The 19762-nt window shown below is 69.6% G+C and carries 18 protein-coding genes; 10 read left to right on the top strand and 8 right to left on the bottom strand.

Annotation, left to right across the window (positions count from 1 at the left end; all coding sequences use genetic code 11):
- Positions 1 to 4: 4 nt before the first annotated feature.
- Together ABZW60_RS03720 and ABZW60_RS03715 are read right to left on the bottom strand one after the other, a co-directional pair.
- Entirely contained in the window at positions 5 to 1642 is a 1638-nt protein-coding gene (locus ABZW60_RS03720) for a phospho-sugar mutase (protein ID WP_355473681.1), read from the bottom strand.
- 13 nt (positions 1643 to 1655) lie between these two features.
- Complete coding sequence (locus ABZW60_RS03715; RefSeq protein ID WP_355473680.1) at positions 1656 to 2117, bottom strand: gamma-glutamylcyclotransferase; 462 nt, start codon at positions 2115 to 2117, stop codon at positions 1656 to 1658.
- Positions 2118 to 2148: 31 nt separating this feature from the next.
- On the opposite strand from ABZW60_RS03715, the gene ABZW60_RS03710 reads away from it, so the two are divergent.
- From ABZW60_RS03710 to ABZW60_RS03695, 4 genes are all read left to right on the top strand, one after another.
- A complete protein-coding gene (locus ABZW60_RS03710) occupies positions 2149 to 3528 on the top strand; it encodes an NAD(P)H-quinone dehydrogenase (RefSeq protein WP_355473678.1) in 1380 nt (459 codons plus the stop codon).
- Between the two features lie 752 nt (positions 3529 to 4280).
- Positions 4281 to 5042: a hypothetical protein gene (locus ABZW60_RS03705; protein WP_355473676.1), complete on the top strand. Its 762-nt coding sequence runs from the start codon at positions 4281 to 4283 to the stop codon at positions 5040 to 5042.
- Between the two features lie 21 nt (positions 5043 to 5063).
- Positions 5064 to 5960: a hypothetical protein gene (locus tag ABZW60_RS03700; protein WP_355473674.1), complete on the top strand. Its 897-nt coding sequence runs from the start codon at positions 5064 to 5066 to the stop codon at positions 5958 to 5960.
- A 21-nt stretch (positions 5961 to 5981) separates the two neighbouring features.
- Entirely contained in the window at positions 5982 to 6884 is a 903-nt protein-coding gene (locus tag ABZW60_RS03695; protein WP_355473673.1) for a hypothetical protein, read from the top strand.
- A gap of 55 nt (positions 6885 to 6939) precedes the next feature.
- Here the strand turns inward: ABZW60_RS03695 and ABZW60_RS03690 are convergent, their stop codons facing one another.
- Positions 6940 to 7779 carry a hypothetical protein gene (locus ABZW60_RS03690; RefSeq protein WP_355473671.1) on the bottom strand — a complete coding sequence of 280 codons (840 nt, stop codon included), beginning with the start codon at positions 7777 to 7779 and terminating at the stop codon, positions 6940 to 6942.
- A 154-nt stretch (positions 7780 to 7933) separates the two neighbouring features.
- Here ABZW60_RS03690 and ABZW60_RS03685 point away from each other — a divergent pair, with 154 nt between their 5' ends.
- From ABZW60_RS03685 to ABZW60_RS03675, 3 genes are all read left to right on the top strand, one after another.
- Positions 7934 to 9325, top strand: coding sequence for a peptidoglycan recognition protein (locus ABZW60_RS03685; protein ID WP_355473669.1), 1392 nt, complete (start codon positions 7934 to 7936; stop codon positions 9323 to 9325).
- Positions 9322 to 10506, top strand: a complete 1185-nt coding sequence (locus ABZW60_RS03680; protein ID WP_355473667.1) for a SpoIID/LytB domain-containing protein — start codon at positions 9322 to 9324, stop codon at positions 10504 to 10506. Before ABZW60_RS03685 ends, ABZW60_RS03680 begins: the two co-directional genes overlap by 4 nt.
- A gap of 109 nt (positions 10507 to 10615) precedes the next feature.
- On the top strand, positions 10616 to 11785 hold the full coding sequence (locus ABZW60_RS03675) for a glycoside hydrolase family 76 protein (protein ID WP_355473665.1): 1170 nt from the start codon (positions 10616 to 10618) through the stop codon (positions 11783 to 11785).
- A gap of 59 nt (positions 11786 to 11844) precedes the next feature.
- Here the strand turns inward: ABZW60_RS03675 and ABZW60_RS03670 are convergent, their stop codons facing one another.
- From ABZW60_RS03670 to ABZW60_RS03655, 4 genes are all read right to left on the bottom strand, one after another.
- A complete protein-coding gene (locus ABZW60_RS03670; protein ID WP_355473663.1) occupies positions 11845 to 12693 on the bottom strand; it encodes a peptidylprolyl isomerase in 849 nt (282 codons plus the stop codon).
- A 119-nt stretch (positions 12694 to 12812) separates the two neighbouring features.
- Positions 12813 to 13187 carry a VOC family protein gene (locus ABZW60_RS03665; RefSeq protein ID WP_355473662.1) on the bottom strand — a complete coding sequence of 125 codons (375 nt, stop codon included), beginning with the start codon at positions 13185 to 13187 and terminating at the stop codon, positions 12813 to 12815.
- Between the two features lie 3 nt (positions 13188 to 13190).
- The gene (locus ABZW60_RS03660; protein WP_355473660.1) at positions 13191 to 14966 is read right to left on the bottom strand and encodes a biotin carboxylase N-terminal domain-containing protein; all 1776 of its coding nucleotides are present in this window, start codon (positions 14964 to 14966) and stop codon (positions 13191 to 13193) included.
- Between the two features lie 64 nt (positions 14967 to 15030).
- The gene (locus ABZW60_RS03655; RefSeq protein WP_355473658.1) at positions 15031 to 15474 is read right to left on the bottom strand and encodes an Lrp/AsnC family transcriptional regulator; all 444 of its coding nucleotides are present in this window, start codon (positions 15472 to 15474) and stop codon (positions 15031 to 15033) included.
- Positions 15475 to 15535: 61 nt separating this feature from the next.
- On the opposite strand from ABZW60_RS03655, the gene ABZW60_RS03650 reads away from it, so the two are divergent.
- From ABZW60_RS03650 to ABZW60_RS03640, 3 genes are all read left to right on the top strand, one after another.
- Positions 15536 to 16480, top strand: a complete 945-nt coding sequence (locus tag ABZW60_RS03650; RefSeq protein WP_355473656.1) for an SMP-30/gluconolactonase/LRE family protein — start codon at positions 15536 to 15538, stop codon at positions 16478 to 16480.
- A gap of 43 nt (positions 16481 to 16523) precedes the next feature.
- Positions 16524 to 17453 (top strand): SMP-30/gluconolactonase/LRE family protein, encoded by a 930-nt coding sequence (locus ABZW60_RS03645; protein WP_355473654.1) that lies wholly within the window; start codon positions 16524 to 16526, stop codon positions 17451 to 17453.
- A 64-nt stretch (positions 17454 to 17517) separates the two neighbouring features.
- Complete coding sequence (locus ABZW60_RS03640) at positions 17518 to 18288, top strand: hypothetical protein (RefSeq protein WP_355473652.1); 771 nt, start codon at positions 17518 to 17520, stop codon at positions 18286 to 18288.
- A gap of 7 nt (positions 18289 to 18295) precedes the next feature.
- Here ABZW60_RS03640 and ABZW60_RS03635 read toward each other — a convergent pair whose 3' ends face one another.
- Positions 18296 to 19732, bottom strand: coding sequence for an Nramp family divalent metal transporter (locus ABZW60_RS03635; RefSeq protein WP_355473650.1), 1437 nt, complete (start codon positions 19730 to 19732; stop codon positions 18296 to 18298).
- Between the last annotated feature and the right edge of the window lie 30 nt (positions 19733 to 19762).

The following is a 19762-nucleotide window of genomic DNA, read 5'->3' as shown; positions in this document are numbered from 1 at the left end:
GCGGCTAGATGCCCGCAGCGGCAGCCAGATCCGATTTGACGGCTGCCAACGCGGTCGCCGCCTGGGTGCGTGCCGTGGTGACGTCCGACACGACCGGGACGACCACCTCGAGGTAGCACTTCAGCTTCGGCTCCGTACCCGACGGGCGCACGACCACGCGTGCGCCGTCGGACAGCGTGTACCGCAGCCCGTCCGTCGGGGGCAGCGACTCCGACCCCTGGCTCAGGTCGTCGATCCGCTCGACGGTGTAGTACCCGAGCGTCGTCGGCGGTGTCGCGCGCAGCCGGTCCATCGCCCGCGCGATCAGCGACAGGTCCTCGACCCGCACCGACAGCTGGTCCGTCGCGTGCAGCCCGTGCTTCACCGCGAGATCGTCCAGCAGGTCGACCAGCGTGCGTCCCGCCGCCTTCGCCTGCGCCGCCAGCTGCAGCACCCGGACCAGCGTCGACACGCCGTCCTTGTCCTTCACCGCCGCCGGGTCCACGCAGTACCCGAGCGCCTCCTCGTAGCCGAACACCAGGTCCGGCACCCGCCCGATCCACTTGAACCCGGTCAGCGTCTCGACGTACCGGACGCCGTACGACGCGGCGATCTTGCCGAGCAGCGACGACGACACGATCGAGCAGGCCGCCACGCCGTCCGGGCTGTGGTTCTGGCTCGGTGCCAGCAGGAACTCGCCGAGCAGTGCGCCGAGCTCGTCGCCGCGCAGCATCCGCCAGCCGAGCGCGTCCGGGACCGCCACCGCGCAGCGGTCCGCGTCCGGGTCGTTCGCGACCGCGATGTCCGCGTTCATCGCGCGGGCCAGGTCCAGGGCCGCGTCGATCGCGCCCGGCTCCTCCGGGTTCGGGAACGAGACGGTGGGGAAGTCCGGGTCCGGGTCGGCCTGCGACGCGACCACCTGCGGTACGGCGAACCCGGCGCGGGCGACGGCCGCCTCGACCAGGGCGCGCCCGACGCCGTGCAGCGGCGTGTAGGCGACGTTCAGGTCCCGGGGCGCATCGGCCGGCACCAGCTCCGCGATCCGGTCCAGGTACGCGTTCAGCAGGTCGTCCCCGGCCGTCTGCCAGTCGTCGCCCCGCGGCACGCCGGCCAACGGGCCGACCGCGGCGATGGCGGCCGCGATCTCGGCGTCGGCCGGCGGCACGATCTGCGACCCGTCACCCAGGTAGACCTTGTAGCCGTTGTCCTGCGGCGGGTTGTGGGACGCGGTCACGACCACGCCGGCGACCGCGTGCAGGTGCCTGATCCCGAACGCGACGACCGGCGTCGGAGCCGGCCGGTCGAGCAGTACGGCGTCCAGGCCGGCGCCCCGGATCACGGCCGCGGTGTCCTGGGCGAACACGTCGGACTTGTGGCGGGCGTCGTACCCGATCAGGACCGGGCCGTCGGTCAGCCCCTTCGCCTTCAGGTACGCCGCGAGTCCGGCGGCGGCGCGGATCACCACGACCCGGTTCATCCGGTTCGGTCCCGCGCCGACGGCGCCGCGCAGGCCCGCCGTACCGAACTCCAGGGTGCCGGCGAACCGGTCGGCCAGCTCCGCGGTGTCACCGGCGTCCAGGAGCTGCCGCAGCTCGGCGCGCGTGTCGGGGTCGGGGTCCTCGCTCAGCCAGGCTTCGGCGGCGGCCTTCAGATCATCGGTCACCACCGCACGATAGCTAATGCCCGGCGGACTGGCAGGGGCGCGCGCGGAGGTCGGCCACGTAGTCGTCGGGGGCACCGGCGGCCTCGGCGGCCTCGGCCAGGATGCCCAGGTAGCGGGCCGAGGGCAGGCCGCCCTCGTAGGCGTTCAGCACGTACATCCAGGCCAGCTGCTCGCCGTCGAGGGTCTGCACCCGGACCTGGATCTTGCGGTAGACGCCCTGGTCGATCCACTCCCACTCGTCGAGCCGCTCGACGTCCTTGGGGTGGATGTCGTACAGCGCCACGAAGACCTGGTTGGTGGCGTCGGCCGGGTCCTCGACCACGGTCGCCATCGCCCCCTCCCAGCCGAGCTCCTCGCCGCCGAAGGTGAGGCGCCAGCCGGTGATCCAGCCGGTCCCGCGCAGGGGCGAGTACGGGCACCGCTCGGCCATCAGGTTCGGGTCCAGATTCGACGCAAACGCGGCGTACAGGGTCACGGAATCAGAGGATACGGAAGAATGGCCTCCCGTGGCGCGAGTTGTGATCATCGGAGGCGGTCCAGGCGGGTACGAAGCGGCCAGTGCGGCCGCCCAGCTGGGCGGGGAGGTGACGGTCGTCGATTCCGACGGGATCGGCGGTTCCGCCGTGCTCACCGACTGCGTACCGAGCAAAACCCTGATCGCCACCGCGGAGGTGATGACCGAGGTGGAGGAGGCCGGCGAGCTCGGGGTCCGGCTGGACGACGGCGACGACGATCCGGCGAACTCCGTGCGTGTCGATCTCTCCGTCGTCAACCAACGGGTCAAGGCGCTGGCCGCCGCCCAGTCCTCGGGGATCAGCCGGCGGCTGGACCGGGACAAGGTGCGGGTGATCCAGGGTCGCGGGCGGCTGGACGGGCCGGAGACGGTGGTCGTCGGCGACGAGCGGCTGGACGCCGACGTGGTGCTGATCGCCACTGGTGCAAGGCCTCGCGTGCTGAAGGGCTCCGAGCCGGACGGCGAGCGGATCCTGAACTGGGAGCAGGTCTACGAGCTGTCCGAACTGCCCGAGCGGCTGATCGTCGTCGGGTCGGGGGTGACCGGTGCCGAGTTCGCCAGCGCGTACGACGCGCTCGGCAGCGACGTCGTCCTGGTGTCGTCGCGGGACCGGGTGCTGCCGGGCGAGGATGCTGACGCGGCAGCGGTCCTGGAGGACGTCTTCAAGCGGCGCGGGCTGACCGTGCTGAGCAAGTCGCGGGCCGAGTCGGTCAAGCGGCAGGGCGACGGGGTCGTGGTGACGCTGACCGACGGCCGGACGGTCGAGGGGTCGCACGCGCTGCTCGCGGTCGGGTCGCTGCCGAACACCGACGACATGAACCTGGTCGAGTCGGGCGTGTCGCTGACCGACGGCGGGTTCGTCCAGGTCGACCGGGTGTCGCGGACCACCGCCCGCGGCGTCTACGCGGCCGGCGACTGCACCGGCGTCCTGATGCTCGCGTCGGTGGCCGCCATGCAGGGCCGGATCGCGATGGCGCACGCGCTCGGCGACGCCGTCACGCCGTTGGACCAGTCAACGGTATCGGCGAACGTCTTCACCGCGCCCGAGATCGCCACCGTCGGCCTGTCCCAGGCGGTCGTCGACGCCGGCGGCAGCACCGCTCTGGTCGTCAAGGTCCCGCTGGCCGACAACGCCCGCGCCAAGATGCAGGGCGTCCGCGACGGCTTCGTGAAACTCTTCTGCCTCCCCAACACCGGCATCGTCGTAGGCGGCGTCGTGGTGGCCCCGCGCGCCAGCGAACTCATCCACCCCATCTCCCTGGCCGTAGGAGCCCGCCTCACCGTCGACCAGGTAGCCCAGTCCTTCACCGTCTACCCCTCCATCTCCGGCTCGATCGCCGAAGCCGCCCGCCGCCTCCACCTCAGAAACTGACCACGCAGGAACTGAGAAACCGGGGAACTGGGTCTAAAGAACAAAGAACAAAGAACAAAGAACAAAGAACAAAGAACAAAGAACAAAGAACAAAGAACAAAGAACAAAGAACAAAGAACAAAGAACAAAGAATTTTAACTTGACTTGGTCTCTGGTCAAGTTGGTCTGGCGGTGACCGACTGGCGAGGTTGGGTTACAGGCTTGTCCAGAGTTCCTGCCAAGGCGCAGGACGTGCGCCACGGGACTGTGGCGCGGACAAATGCATCAGGCGACACGGGCTGCGTGCCGTGGTTACGCTCTTGGAGAACGTGGCCGTCTTCCCGCCGTGATTCGCCTGAGCGCCGGACCGTCCGTCAACACGGCAAGGTTGGATCATTTCTTCGGCGTGACACCAACCGGCGCCGGGGATCCTGTTCGGCGCGCTTCCGCAGCGCCTCCTCCCGGAACGCGCCCCTGGTGTCCGCAAGCGTGGCGAGCCACACCGCGGCTGCGCGGTTTGCGTTCACGTCGCCGCTTCGGAGGAGCCGGTCCGGCGTGCGGTGCCCCTTCGGTTCGATGAGGCAGTCGTCCACGTATGCCGCCGTGGTGCGAATTGTGGGGAAGCGGGACGCAACTTCGGTGTTGTTGGCTGCATCGTGTGGGGTGTGATCAGTTACCTGAGACGACTTTCCGTGGTCGGTGTGCTGGTGGGGTCGCTGGCTAGCGTCGCGCCTGGTGCGACGGTTGGTGCGGTGTCGGCTGGTGCGTGTTCGATGCAGGTCGAGTCGGTGACCGGTGGTGGGGACGCACCCAACACGACGATCACCGCGGGGACTCCGCCGGCCGCCAAGACCGTCGTGGGGCCGCAGCTGTTCTCGCCGGGGGCGGCGAAGGTGAGTTCGACCTGGCGGTGGGATGCGGGCTCCAATGATGCGTACGTCGTGCTCGGGTCGCGGCTCTACCAGGTCTCGTGGGGGTACGACGAGATGACCGGCGAGCTGTACGCGTACAACAACCTGGTCGGCGGCGGCTGGGACAGGTTCACGATGTTCGAGCAGGCGACGTACGGCTCGCCGGCGACCCGGATCGCGCGGTACGGGCTGCGGAACGACGGCGTGCTGTTCCGCTGGACGAGCTGGAAGAACGTCCGCCAGTACACCGGCTTCGGCGCGGTGAAGGCGATGACGCTGATCAGCGAGACCAGGACGTACGACACGTTCCTCGCCACCACCCGCGGCGGCGCGCTGTACACCATCCGGATCCCGGCCGACACCCGGCTGCAGCCGACCGTCAAGAAGGTCCGCGGCGGCACCTGGCAGGGCTTCGAGACCCTCGTCGCCGAGCGCTGCGGCACCCAGAGCACGTTGCTCACGGCAATCGACAAGGACACCGGCACCGGCTACCTGTACGCCGTCGGCCACGCGAACGGCACCTCGACCGTGATCCAGGGCCTCGGGAAGATCCCGGCCACCTTCAAGGACCCGGTCGTCTCGCTGTGGCGTCGCGACGACGCGGCGCCGCGCAACGGCGAATAACGTCCCCGGAGAGGACTTCCGATGAAACTGAACCGAGCTTCCGCGGTCGCGGCAGCCACCACCCTTCTGGTCGGCGGGCTGGCGATGGCGCCCGCGCGTGCGACAGTCACGGGTCCGACCGGGACCACCGCCGCCTGCCAGATGCCCGTCGGCTCCATCACCAGCGGCGGCGACCTCGCCGACACGACCGTCACCGCCACCACCCCGCCGACCGCCAAGCGCACGACGGGCAAGCACCTGTTCACCCCCGGCATCGCCAAGATCAGCTCGACCTGGACCTACACGGTCCTGAACCCGGTCGGCTACCGCGACGCCGGGTACGTCGTCCTGAACTCGTCGCTGTACTACGCGGCGTACGGCCAGGACACCGACGGCTCGACGATCAACACGCTGAACAAGATCGGCGGCGGGTGGGGCAACTTCACCGCGGTCGAGGAGTCGTTCTACTGGGGCAAGACCTTCCGCGGCGCGGTCTACGGTCTGCGCAACGACGGCGTGCTGTTCCGCTGGACCGACGGTTTCCGCAAGGTCAGCTCGTACCCGGGCTTCTCCGCCGTGAAGACGATGACCCTGATCAGCGAGACCGCGACGTACGACACGTTCCTCGCGAACACCCGCGGCGGCGCGCTCTACACCATCCGCATCCCGGCGGCGACGCCGATGAAGCCGGTCGTGAAGCAGGTGCGCACCTCGACCTGGCAGGGCTTCGAGCACCTGGTCGCCGACAAGTGCGGCAGCCAGAGCACGCTGCTGACCGCGATCGACAAGGACACGGGCGCGGCGTACCTCTACGCCGTCAGCCACGCGAACGGCACCTCGACCGTCATCAAGGGCCTGGGCAAGGTGCCCGGGACCTTCACCGACCCCGTCTACTACCTCAGCACCTACGAAGGAAACGCACCGCTGTTCGGCGAGTGACAACCCACGAAAGGCATGTCGATGAAATTCAACCGGGCTTCTGCTGTCACGGCCTCAGCCCTTCTGCTCGGCGGGCTGGCCGCGGCACCGGCCGGTACGGCGACCGCGGCGACCACTGCGACGACCGCCGCGACCGCGGCCTGCTCGATCAACCTCGGCTCGATCACGGCCGCCGGTGACATGGCCAACGCTTCAGTCACCGCGACGTCGCCCGCCACCGTCAGGCGGTCGACCGGTCCGCACATGTTCTCGCCGGGCCTTGCGAAGCTCGCGTCCACCTGGACCAACTCGCTCGGCGTCGGCGCGGACTACACGGTGTACGGCGACGTGATCGTGAGCGGAACGCTGTACGCCGGCTCGTACGGCGTGGACGCCGCCGGCAAGCCGTTCACCTCGCTGAAGTCCCGCGGCGTCGGGTACATCGGCTACAAGGCGATCGAGTCCTCGTGGTACTGGGGCAAGACCGACCGCAGCGCCGAGTATCGGCTGCGCGGCGACGGAGTGCTCTACCGGTATGTCTATTCCGGCAACGTGGCGAAGGTGATGCGCTGGCCGGGGTACTCGTCGGTGAAGACGATGGCGCTGATCAGCGAGACGGCGACGTACGACACCTTCCTGGCCACCACGAACGGCGGCGCGCTGTACACGATCCACATCCCGGTCAGCGGGCAGCCGGTCGTGAAGAAGGTCCGCACGTCGACGTGGCAGGGCTTCGAGTACCTGGTCGCGGAGAAGTGCGGCGCGCAGAGCACACTGCTCGCGGCGGTCGACAAGGACAGCGGTTCGGCGTACCTGTACGCCGTTGGTCACGCCAACGGCGCCTCGACCGTGATCAAGGGGCTGGGCAAGGTGCCCGGCGACTTCAAGGACCCGGTCTACTTCCTGAACACCGCCGAGGGGAACGCCCCGCTGTTCGGCGAGTGAGAGCAGAACGAGGCCCCGGTGACCAGCTGGTCACCGGGGCCTCGTCCTGGGTGTTCTAGAAGTCGCCGCCGAAGTCCCCGCCGCCGAAATCGAAGCCGCCGCCGTCACCGCCGCCGTCGAACGGGTTGAAGTCGCCGCCGCCGTCACCGCCGTCTCCGCCCATGTCGCCGCCGCCGTCGGACATCCCGTCCTCGTAACCGGCCGCGTAGTCGCCGTACCCGCCGCCGGCGAACATGCCGCCGAGCGCCGTGCCGATGAACATGCCGGTCAGCACGCCGCCGACACCGCCGAACAGCCCCTGCGCGTACGGCGAGTAGGCCGGGCCGGCCTCCCAGTACGGAACCCGCTGCGGGCCGACCATGACCTTGCGGACGTCCGGCTCGGCGCCGGCGCGGACCCGCTCGGCGTCGGCCGCACAGGCCGGCACCTCGCGCGGGGCGCCGCCCGGCGGCGACCACATCACGTCGACCACCGACGGCCCGTGCTGCGGGTTGAAGAAGCAGGCCGGGCGGCGCTGCGGCAGCGGCTCGCCGGCCACGCGGGCCTTCACGCAGGCCGCGGCGTACCGGCCGTCCTCGAGGATCTCGACCACGTGCTTGATCTGGTCGGCCTGGGTGACCTGGCCGATCGCCTGCTTGGCGGACTCGTAGGAGTCCAGCGCGCGCTGGTAGTCCTGCCGCGCGCCGTCGCCGAGGTCCTTGCCGACCATCTCCAGGTCGAGGTCCTGCAGCTCTTCGCCGAAGCGGGTGATGTCCTCGTCCGCGGTCCGCTTGACCGCCTCGAGTTCAGCAGCGGTGATCTCGTGCTGCTTCTTGGACTGCAGCTGGGTCCGGCGGTACGAGCGATACGCCAGGACCGCGATCACCACGACAGCGATGAGCAGGATGAATTCCATGTCGGGCCTCTTCTCGGGGGCTCTTTGGGGAGAGCCTATCCAACCCCTCAAGACGCCACGCAGGGTGATCGAATCCCCGGAAAGCGGTCACCGGCGGCGCATAATCGAAGTCGCGCCGCCCAGCGACTGTCCTACCCCCGCCGGAAGGCCACAGATGGGCAACTCCGCCATGCGCACGACCGCGCGACTGCTGCCGCTGGTGCTGACCGCGGCCGCGCTGATCCCGCCGCCGCACGGGAATCCGCCGTCCCGGTCCTACTGGGAGATTCCGCTGGACGGTCCGTCCGTCCGGGCGGAGACCGAGCCCTACGGAATGGTCGGGATCACCTGGCCCGCCGGCACCCGGGACGTCACGGCGAAGGTCCGGGTCGAACAGGACGGCAAGTGGACCGACTGGCAGACGTTGCACGTCGAGGACGACCACGGGCCGGATCCATCGGCACCCGAAGGAATTGAGCGCGGCGGCACCGAACCGTTGTGGGTCGGCACCGCGACCGGCGTGCAGGCGAGCGCCGTCACCGGCGCGGGCACCGTGCCCGGCGCCAAGGTGGTGCTGATCCAGCCCGGGGTGCTGAGCTCCGATTCCGAGGACGACGCCGGGGGAGTCGAGGCGGCGGCCGGCAAGGCGCCGTACCCGATGCCGTTGATGGTCAGCCGGAAGCGCTGGGGTGCCGACGAGCGGCTGCGTGCGTACAACGGAGCCTCGTGTGTGCGGCCGAAGTACACGACGACGGTGCTGGCGGCGTTCGTCCACCACACGGCCGACCGCAACGACTACACCCGCACGCAGGTTCCGGCGATGGTCCGGGCGATGTACGCCTACCACGTGAAGAGCCGCGGCTGGTGCGACCTCGGGTACAACTTCCTCGTCGACCGCTTCGGCCGGGTCTTCGAGGGCCGGTACGGCGGTGCCCAGCTGCCGGTGCTCGGCGCGCACACGGCGTCGTACAACGCGAACTCGTTCGGCGTCGCGGTGATCGGCAACTTCGAGCAGACCGCGCCGCCGGCGGCGATGCTGGAGTCCACGGCACGCGTGATCGCCTGGAAACTGGACGCCAACTACCGCTCGCCGCTGGCCACCGTCGTGCTCGACGGAAACCGCCTGCACACGGTTTCCGGACACCGCGACACGAAGGCGACCGCGTGTCCGGGAACCCAGCTGTACCAGCAGCTCGGCCGGCTGAAGCAGCGCGTGAACACCTTGATGGGCGGGAGTTTCAGCACCCCGATCTATGCGTTCGCGCGGAAACTCGGGTTCCGGAACATCGGACAGCCGTTCTGGGGCGAGCATCCGACGCGGACCGGCCGGGCGACCTACTTCGCGACCCGCGACGTCTTCGATTCGGTTGCCACCGGCCCGCATTCCACGGCGGGCGCGTTCCGGACCCGGTTCCGGCGGCTCGGGGCCGGCAGTGCGCGGCTCGGACTGCCGATCACCGAGGCGTACCAGGTCCCGGGCGGCGCACGGCAGAAGTTCCAGCGCGGGTGGCTCGTCTGGGACCGGCGTGACCGGCAGGTTCGTCTTGTCTACGGGAGGGAATCGTGAGGAAACGCGCGATCGCGGCCGTCGTTCTTTCGTCCACAGTGATCAGCACGACCGCGCAGGCGCGCGAGGTCGTGCCGGAGGCGGCGCCGGACACGACCATCATGGGTCGCGGCTTCGGGCATGGTCGCGGGCTGTCGCAGTACGGCGCACAGGGCGCCGCGCTGGCCGGCAGGTCCGCGCGGCAGATCCTCGACTTCTACTACCCCGGAACGACCACCGGGAAGGCGACCGGCAGCATCCGGGTCCGGATCGGCGCCGACACCACCGACGGCGTCCGGGTCGGCGCGGTCAGCGGCCTGGCCGTCCGGTCGCTGGCCACCGGCAAGGTCTATCCGTTGCCCAGAGCCTCGACGCGCAACCAGTGGTCGATCGACCCGAACGGCGAGCACGGCACGAAGCTCAGCTCGTACGACGCGAAGACCCGGAGATGGACGCTCTACAAGACGTTCTCCGGGATGGCGCAGTTCGAGGGCGCGGCCGTGATCGGGCTGGTGCTGCCCAGCGGCGCCGTCCGCCGGTATCGCGGTGCACTGCGGGCGATCGACGTGTCCGGCACGCACCTGGACACGGTCAACGTGCTGCCGCTCGAGCACTACCTGCGCGGCGTCGTTCCCCGGGAGTCGGTGTCGAGCTGGCGGCCGGCCGCGCTCCAGGCACAGTCTGTTGCCGCGCGCACCTATTCGGTCTTCCACCGCGCCCGGGCGGCCCGGAAAGCGTATGACTTGTGCGACACGACGTCCTGCCAGGTGTACGGCGGGTACGACTCGGAGGAGACGTCGACCAACACGGCGATCGCGGCGACCGCCGGGCAGGTCCGGCTGTACAAGGGCAAGCCGATCATCGCGGAGTTCTCCTCGTCGAACGGCGGCGCGACGGCGGCGGGCGACGTGCCGTACCAGGTGACGAAGGCGGACGGCTGGGACGCGTACCCGAAGAACGGGAATCCGAACGTGACCTGGACCGTGACCCGGACGGCGGCCGAGCTGCAGGCAGTGTTCGACGTCGGGGCGATCCGGTACGTCCGCGTCCTGAAGCGCACCGGCGTCGGCCCGGGCGGCGGGCGGGCGCTCACGGTCGAGGCCGCCGGATCGCGCGGAAAACGGATTCTGACGGCCGACCAGGTCCGGATCCGGCTGCATCTGCGGTCCGCCTGGATCAGCTTCCCGGCTCGCACTTCTTGATATACCAACTAACCTTCCGGAAGCCGTGGTGGCTGAGGCATTGACGGGGTGTCCGTGCGCCGGTTAGAACGTGACATCGCTGTCAATCACCGCCAGGAGGAGCAGTTCGATGCGCAGGAAAATTGGTATATCAACCAGGCTGGCCGCCGGAGTGCTCGCGGTCGCCGTCCTCGGCTCACTGACCGTGGCCACGGCCAGCGCCGGTGAGGCGGCCGGAACCGACCCGGCCGCCGCCGCCCGGGCGCGCGCGTCGTACGACGCGATCAACACGTACTTCGACGCCGGCAAGGGGCTGTTGCTCGAGGACTACCCGAGGACCGGATCGAACCCGTACTCGTACGTCTGGCCGTACTCGCAGGCCGCGATCGCGGCCGAGAACCTGGCGGGCGTGCCGGGCGCGGGCCGCGCGGGTTCCGCGGAGGCCGACCGGCGGCTGGCGGCGTACGAGTTCTACTGGAACGCCGGGACGACGCCGACCGGGTACGACTCCTACGTCCGGCCGCCGAACGGTCAGGGCGGGGACAAGTTCTACGACGACAACGAGTGGATCGGGCTGAACCTGATCCAGCGGTTCAAGCGGACTGGTGACCGCGCTGCACTCGCTCGCGCCAAGGACATCTTCGCGCTCGTCGTCCACGGGTGGGACACCGACCCGACGCACCCGTGCGCCGGCGGCGTCTACTGGACCCAGGCGCCGTGGAGCCAGGATCGCAACACGGTGTCGAACGGTCCGGGCGCCGAGCTCGGGGCGCACCTGTACCTGCTGACGCGGGACAAGTCGTACCTGACCTGGGCGCAGCGGATGTACCAGTGGGCGCAGACCTGCATGCTCGCGCCGAACGGGCTGTACTGGGACCACATCGACCTGGCCGGCAACATCGAGAAGACGCAGTGGAGCTACAACCAGGGCGTGATGCTCGGCGCCGGCGTGCTGTTGTTCAAGGCAACGGGTGACGCCCGCTACCTGCGCGACGCGAAGTCGGTCGCGAACGCGTCGCTGGCGTTCTACAACACGCCGGAGATCCTCGCGAAGAACGGCGCCGCGTTCAACTCGATCTGGTTCAAGAACCTGCTGATCCTGGACTCGGTCGCCCCCGACCCGCGCTACCGCCAGGCGATGCAGTCCTACGCCGACTACAACTGGAACACCACCCGGGACCCCGCCACGAACCTCTACAAGTTCCACGAGGGTTCGGTAGAACTCCTCCAGCAGTCCGGCATCACCCAGATCCACGCCCTCCTCGCGTGGCCCCGCTCGCAGTACCACCTTCTCGCCTGACCATCCGAAACGAACGGCGGGCCCTCCTGGATCCAGGAGGGCCCGCCGTGTTCTGTACCTCAGGCAGCCGCGGTTGCCGACTTGATGTCGACCGGGGTGACCGGCGTCCCGTCCTGCGGCCCGTTCTGCGGGATGACCCCGGCCTCAGCGACCTTGTCGATCAGCTTCAGGCTCGCCTCGTCGATCGTCCCGAACGCCGTGTACTGCGGCGTCAACCCCGACGCATCGCCGTACACGATGAAGAACTGGCTCCCGTTCGTGTTCGCCCCGGAGTTCGCCATCGCGAGGATGCCGCGGCCGTACTTCAGCGTCGGATACACCTCGTCCGCGAAGCTGTACCCGGGTCCGCCCGATCCGGTCCCGGTCGGGTCGCCGCACTGCAGCACCTGCAGACCCTCGCCGACCGTCAGCCGGTGGCACTTGGTGTTGTCGAAGTACTTCTGCCCGACCAGGCTGAGGAAGTTCTTCACGGTGCACGGCGCCAGCGCGCTGTCCAGCGTGAGCTGCAGGTCGCCGATCGACGTGTTCAGGCTGACCTTCGACGTCCCGGACGACTTGGTCTTCCCGTCGGCCGGCGGATTGACCGTCTTGGCGGCGGCCTCACCGGTCTTCTTGTACGTGCAGCTCACCTCGGCCGGGAGCGGCGTCGCACGCTTCGGCGCCGCCGCCATCGCGGTCGGGATACTGGCCGGCTTGTTCTCCGGCGCGACCGACGGCGTCGCGGCCGGCTCGTCGTCGCCACCCCACCCGAACACCACGAAGACCCCGACGAGGACCGCGACCACCAGCACGATCCCGGTCACGCTGATCCCCAGGTTCCGCCGCTGCCGCCGCCGCTCGGCCTCCCGCTCGGCCTGCCGCTGTGCCTTCCGCGCCGCCAGCTGCTGCTGATGGGTCTTCTTGGACATGCAGTAACCCTCCTCACCGAAACGCCTGGAGGGAACCTACAGCGAAAACCTGAGAACTGTCTGTCAATCCTGCGCCCGAACCCGGGAGAAGAGCCGACCGGCCAGGTCCAGCAGCGGCTTCAGGGGCTGCCGGCGCCCCAGACGAAGCAGAATTCGTTGCCTTCGGGGTCTCGCATGACCTGCCAGAGGTCGCCGTCGTAGATGTCGTCGGCGAGGGTGGCGCCCAGGTGCAGGGCCCGGGCTACGGCCTCGTCCTTGCGGTCGGGTGGGACGTAGAGGTCCATGTGGAGGCGGTTCTTGCGGACCTGTTTGCCTTCGGGGACCTGGGCGAAGTCCAGGCGCACCCGGCCGCCGTGCAGTTCGGTGACGCCGTGCTGGTCAGGGCGCAGCTCGCCGCCGAGCAGTGCCTGCCAGAACTGCCCGAGCCCGTCCGGATCCTCGCAGTCGAAGACGACGGCGTCGATCACCGGCACGGGTCCGGGCGTCGCGGGCACGGGTCAGTCCTTGATCTCGCAGATGGCCGCGCCGGCGGTGACGGTGGCGCCGACCTCGGCGGACAGGCCGGTGACGGTGCCGGACTTGTGGGCGTTGAGGGGCTGCTCCATCTTCATCGCCTCGAGGACGACGATCAGGTCGCCCTCGGCGACCGTGGCGCCTTCCTCGACGGCGATCTTGACGATCGTGCCCTGCATCGGCGACGTCAGCGAGTCGCCGGACGCGGCCGAGTTCTTCGTACCGCCCGCCCGTCGCGCCGGCTTCTTCTTCGACCCGGCGGCGGCCGTGGTCGCACCGAGCGCGCCGAGTCCGGCGGGGAGAACGACCTCGAGCCGCTTGCCGCCGACCTCGACGGTCACCTTCTCGCGCTCGGCGTCGGCCGGCGGCTCGGCGGTCGGGCCCTCGTACGGCGTGAGCTGGTTGTCGTACTCGGTCTCGATCCACCGGGTGTGGACCTTGAACCCGTCGGTGCCGACGAACGCCGGGTCGGACACGACCGACGCGTGGAACGGGATCACGGTCGGCATGCCCTCGACGACGAACTCACGCAGCGCCCGCCGCGACCGCTCCAGCGCCTGCGTGCGGTCCCGGCCGGTGACGATCAGCTTCGCGACCAGCGAGTCGAACGCGCCGGGCACGGTCTCGCCCTGGTCGTACCCGCCGTCGAGACGCACGCCCGGACCGGACGGCGCGTGCCACCGGGTCAGCGTCCCGGGAGCCGGCAGGAACCCGCGCCCGCCGTCCTCGGCGTTGATCCGGAACTCGATCGAGTGGCCGGACACGACCGGGTCGTCGTACCCGAGCTCCTCGCCCTGCGCGATCCGGAACATCTCCCGGACCAGGTCCAGGCCGGTGACCTCCTCGGACACCGGGTGCTCGACCTGCAGCCGGGTGTTCACCTCGAGGAACGAGATCATCCCGTCCTGCCCGACCAGGAACTCGCACGTCCCGGCGCCGACGTAACCGGCCTCGCGGAGGATCTTCTTCGACGACGAATACAGGATCTCCAGCTGCTCGTCGGACAGGAACGGCGCCGGGGCCTCCTCGACGAGCTTCTGGTAGCGGCGCTGCAGCGAGCAGTCCCGCGTCGACACCACGACAACGTTGCCGTGGGCATCGGCCAGGCACTGGGTCTCGACGTGCCGCGGCTTGTCCAGGTAGCGCTCGACGAAGCACTCGCCGCGCCCGAACGCGCTGACCGCCTCGCGGGTCGCCGATTCGAACAGCTCGGGGACCTCGTCCAGCGTCCGCGCGACCTTCATGCCGCGGCCGCCACCGCCGTACGCCGCCTTGATCGCGATCGGCAGACCGTACTGCTCCGCGAACGCGACGACCTCGTCGGCGCCCGCCACCGGGTCCGGCGTCCCGGGCACCTGCGGCGCGCCGACCTTCTCCGCGATGTGCCGCGCCTTGACCTTGTCGCCGAGCGAGTCGATCGCCGACGGCGGCGGACCGATCCAGATCAGGCCGGCGTCGATCACGGCCTGCGCGAACTCCGCGTTCTCGGCCAGGAACCCGTAGCCCGGGTGCACGGCGTCGGCGCCGGAGCGGGCGGCCACGTCGAGGATCTTGCCGATGTTCAGGTAGGAGTCGGCCGGTGTCGACCCGTCCAGCGCGTACGCCTCGTCGGCGAGCCGGACGAACAGCGCGTCGCGGTCCTGGTCGGCGTACAGGGCGACACTGCCGAGCCCCGCGTCGGCGGCGGCCCGGACGACCCGGACGGCGATCTCGCCCCGGTTGGCGACCAGCACCTTGGTGATCTGCTTGCTGTCGGTCACAGCTGACTCCCTTCGGTGGCCCGAGTCTAGGGTCAACCGGCCGCCGAAGGAGACAGGGCGTTCCTCACACCACGGCGGGTTGCCGCTCGAAGAACGACTCCAGTACGACGACTGTCTGTGTGCTGGTCACGCCTTCTACCCCGTGGAGCGCGCGCAGCGTGGCCTGCAGGTCCTCGGTGCTCCTCGTCCGCACCTTCACCAGCACCGACGCGGGCCCCGCGATGATGTGCGCCTCCTCGACCGCCGGGACGGCCAGCAGCGCCTCGCGGGAGTCGCCCATCCAGGCATCCGCCTCGAGCAGCACGAACGCGAGCACGCCCGCGCCGAGCGCGGCCGGGTCGACGTCGACCGTCGTCCGCCGGATCACGCCGGCCGCCTTGAGTTTCCGGACCCGTTCGTGGGCGGACCCGGCCGACAGCCCGACGGCCTGCCCGAGCGCGGCGTACGACTGCCCGGCGTCCTCCTGCAGCGCGGCGAGCAGGCCGCGATCCACATCATCTATGGTCATATGGGTCACAAACCAAACCTCGTTCTGTTCAGATGGTCACTGGCAAGACTACATTCAGAATATGACTGTCACGATCAACGCCGCGCCGCCGCGGCTCCGGGCCGAGCTGGTCGTCCTCGACGAGCGGTTCCGGACCGTCGCGGGCGACGAGTACCTCGAATGCCTGTACGACGGCGGCCGCTGGCTCGAAGGCCCGGCGTACTCACCGGCCTGGCGCTGCCTGGTGTTCAGCGACATCCCGAACGACCGGATGCTCCGCTGGGACGAGCTGTCCGGCCAGGTCAGCGTGTTCCGGCAACCGTCCGGGTACGTCAACGGCAACACCATCGACCGCACCGGGCGGCTGATCAGCTGCTCGCAGGGCGACCGCCGCGTCGTCCGGACCGAACACGACGGCAGTCTCACCGTCCTCGCGTCCCACCTGGACAGCGGTGGGTCGAGCCGGCGGCTGAACAGCCCGAACGACGTGGTCGAGCGCAGCGACGGCTCGATCTGGTTCACCGACCCGCCGTACGGGATCACCTCGAGCTACGAGGGGCACGCCGCCGAGCAGGAGATCGACGGGTGCCACGTCTACCGGATCGACCCGGACGGCGCGCTGAGCGTCGTCGCCGACGACTTCGTCCGGCCGAACGGGCTGGCGTTCTCGAACGACGAGTCCCAGCTGTACGTCGTGGACACGCCCGCGAAGCACATCCGGCGGTTCGGCGTCGACGGCGGCAAGCTGACCGGCGGCGAGGTGTTCGCGCCGTGCGAGGCCGGGATGTTCGACGGGATCCGGCTGGACAGCGCCGGCCGGGTCTGGGCAGCGACCCACGAAGGAGTGCACTGCTTCGCCCCGGACGGCACCTTGATCGGCAAGCTGCTGCTGCCGGACATCGTCTCCAACCTGACCTTCGGCGGCCCGAAGGGCAACCGCCTGTTCATCACCGCGACCACGTCGGTGTGGTCGTGGCTGACGACCGCCTGTGGACAGCCGGGAGCGAACCGCGCCGCGACCGCTTAGGCTCGTCGGCGAGCGTTTGCAGCCGAGTTCGCGAGGAGTCGTGATGACGGGAATTCTCGAGCCGTTGGCAGGGACCGCACCGGCCGTCTGGGAGAAGCTGGACGACCGGTTCGCCGGGATCCGCGGTGACAGCCGGCTCGAACGGCTGTGGACCGGCGGCCGCTGGGTCGAGGGCCCGGTGTACTCCGCCGCGGGCCGGTACCTGCTCTGGAGCGACATCCCGAACGACCGCATCCTGCGCTGGGACGAGACGTCGTACCAGGTGTCGGTGTTCCGGCACCCGGCCGGCAACACCAACGGCCACACCCGCGACACCGAGGGCCGGCTGGTGAGCTGCGAGCACGGCAACCGGCGCGTGACCAGGACCGAGCACCACGGCGGCATCACCGTGCTCGCCCACGAGTACGACGGGAAGCGGCTGAACAGCCCGAACGACGTGGTGGTGAAGCGCGACGGATCGGTCTGGTTCACCGACCCGGCGTACGGGATCGACAGCGACTACGAGGGGTACAAGGGCGCGATCGAGACCGGCGGCTGCCACGTGTACCGGATCTCGCCGGACGGTGCGCTGACCCGCGTCGCCGACGACTTCAACCGGCCGAACGGGCTCGCGTTCTCGCTGGACGAGTCGTTGCTCTACATCACCGACTCGGAGGAGGCGACGATCCGCGTCTTCACCGTCGACGGCGACAAGCTGAGCGGCGGCGAGTTGTTCGCCGAGTGCGGCAACGGCATCTTCGACGGCATCCGCCTCGACACCCAGGGCCGGATCTGGGCCTCGGCCGCGGACGGTGTCCACGTCTACCACTCCGACGGCACGCTGCTCGGCAAGCTCCTGGTCCCCGAGACCGTCAGCAACCTGACCTGGGGCGGCCCGAAGCGCAACCGCCTGTTCCTCACCGCGACCACCTCCGTCTATTCCCTCTTCACCACCGCCAACGGAGCCCCGGAGGCCTACGGCCCGGCCCGGTAATTCGGTCGCTGACCGGCCCGTGGCTGCGTGATGATGGCCTGCTGACCTGATCCAAGGAGGACTGGTGAGCATGATTCCGGAACATCTCCGGGCGGTGGCGGACAACGTGGTGGCCGAGGCGGAGCGGGACCCGCGGGTGCTGGCGGTGCTGGCCGGCGGCTCGGTCGCCACGGGCACCGGTGACGAGCACTCCGATCTCGATCTGGTGCTGGTGTGTACGGCGGAAGGCCAGCCCGCGTGTCTCGCCGAGGCGAAGGAGTTCGCGGGCCGGGTGGGTCCGTTGCTGACGAGTTTCACCGGCGAGCACGTCGGCGAACCGCGGCTGCTGATCGCGCTCTACGGGCCGCCGCTCGTCCACGTCGACCTCAAGTTCGTCACGCCGGACGGCCTGCGGACACGGGTCGAGGACGGCGTCGTCCTGTGGCAGCGGGACGCGACCGTCGACCGGATCCGGCAGGAGAGCGCGCCGGCCTGGCCGCAACCGGATCCGCAGTGGATCGAGGACCGGTTCTGGTGCTGGGTGCACTACACGGCCGTCAAGATCGCGCGCGGGGAGCTGTTCGAGGCGATCGGGGCCCTCGACGCGCTCCGGTCCGCGGCGATCGCGCCGCTGGCCACGCTCGGCCGGACGGCGCGACCGGCCGGCGTCCGGCGGTTCGAGACGCTGGCGCCCGAACTCGTGCCGGAGTTGCGGGCCACGCTCGCGGACGCGGATCCCGAGGACTGCCTGCGCGCGCTGCGGGCAGCGGTCGACGTCTATCGCAAGGTCCGCGAGGGCGTCGAGGTGGTCCGGCGGACCGCCGCCGAGGAAGCCGTCGTCGACTTCCTCGGCTGACGGCCGGTCAGAGCTTCTTCGCCTGGTCGATGATGGTGAAGACGGCCAGGAAGCCGAAGGCGAGGAACGAGAACCAGAGGACTGCCGCGCGCCAGCCGGGGATGCGGATGGCGTGCGGGAGGGCTCTGGAGTTCATCCACCACAGCAGGCCGGAGTAGACGAACATCATGGTGCCGGCGGTGCAGGCGGAGATCACCAGCAGGACCAGCGGCTGGGTGAGGCCGGCCAGCAGGACGATGATGCCGAAGGCAACAAGTCCCCAGACCAGCCAGAAGTACAGCTTGGACTCGGTGAGCTTCGACTCGCGGAGGTACCGGGCCTTGACCATGTCCGCCGCCAGCCGCGACGTGTAGTCGACGATGCCGGCCGCGGCGGCGAACAGCGAGAACGCGCCGATCGCCCAGAACAGGTAGCCGAACCAGTCGCCGACCAGCGTCTGCAGCGTGGTGCCCTCGATCTTCAGGAAGCTGATGTTGTTCTTGACGGCGTCGTTGCCGAACAGCGTGGCGTGCGCGAGCATCGAGGTGAACACGATCGTCACCACGGTGATCGCCACGAAGGTCAGGGCCTGCTCGAGATTCGCGAACTTCCACCAGCGCTTCCAGCGGGCCAGGTTCTCGTCGTTCGGCGGGAACGTGTACCCGTTGGCGGTCGGGTCGGCCTCGGTCCCGCCGGTCACCGGGGACGTCAGCCGCGGCACGTGCACGCCCATCCCGAAGCCCTTGTCGCGGATCCAGTTGCTCTGCACGAGATTCTGGCCGCCGCCCGCACCGGCGTACGCGATCGCGCCCATCACCAGCGCGAACCCGAGCTGCTCGGCCGGGAACTGCGGCTGCGTGACCGCGTCGCCGAGCGCGCCGTACGTCTTGCCGCGGATCGCGAACGCCAGCGCCAGCACGACGAGCAGCGCGACGGCCGCGATCTTCACCGCGATCAGCCGCTCCAGCATCACGTAGACGACCGGCGCCAGGGTCAGGATCGCCCCGATCACCACCAGCATCACGATCGCGATCCAGCGCGGGTCGCCGCCGCCGAACAGGTACGTCAGCATGCTCGCCGAGCTCGTCGCCCAGCCGGGCCAGAGGTTCGCGAAGTACGTCATGATCGCGAAGAACAGGCCCCAGTGCTTCCCGTACCGGTTGAAGCCGGTCAACGCTGTCTCACCAGTGGCCAGCGTGTACCGCTCGATCTCCATGTTCAGGAACCACTGGACCACCACGCCGACCACGGCGCCCCAGAGGAACACCAGGCCGACCTGGCTGGAGATGTAGGGCCAGAGGATGAACTCACCCGAGGCGAGTCCGACCCCGGCGCCGACCATGCCGGGACCGATGATCTTCCAGGTCCTGGTGGGCGGCTCGGGAAGGTCGCGAACCTGCGGTGCGGGCAGGTTCTTGGTGGGCAGGGCGAATCTGCCGTGGTCAGTGGACGTGGTGTCTGCCATTGAGGCTCCTCACTCCTCGACCCCCTGCTT

Origin of the sequence: Kribbella sp. NPDC003557, from assembly GCF_040610805.1 — a bacterium.
Taxonomy (GTDB): Bacteria; Actinomycetota; Actinomycetes; order Propionibacteriales; family Kribbellaceae; genus Kribbella.
The sequence above is the reverse complement of the archived record's forward strand: the minus strand, read 5'-3'. Positions and strand labels throughout refer to the sequence as shown.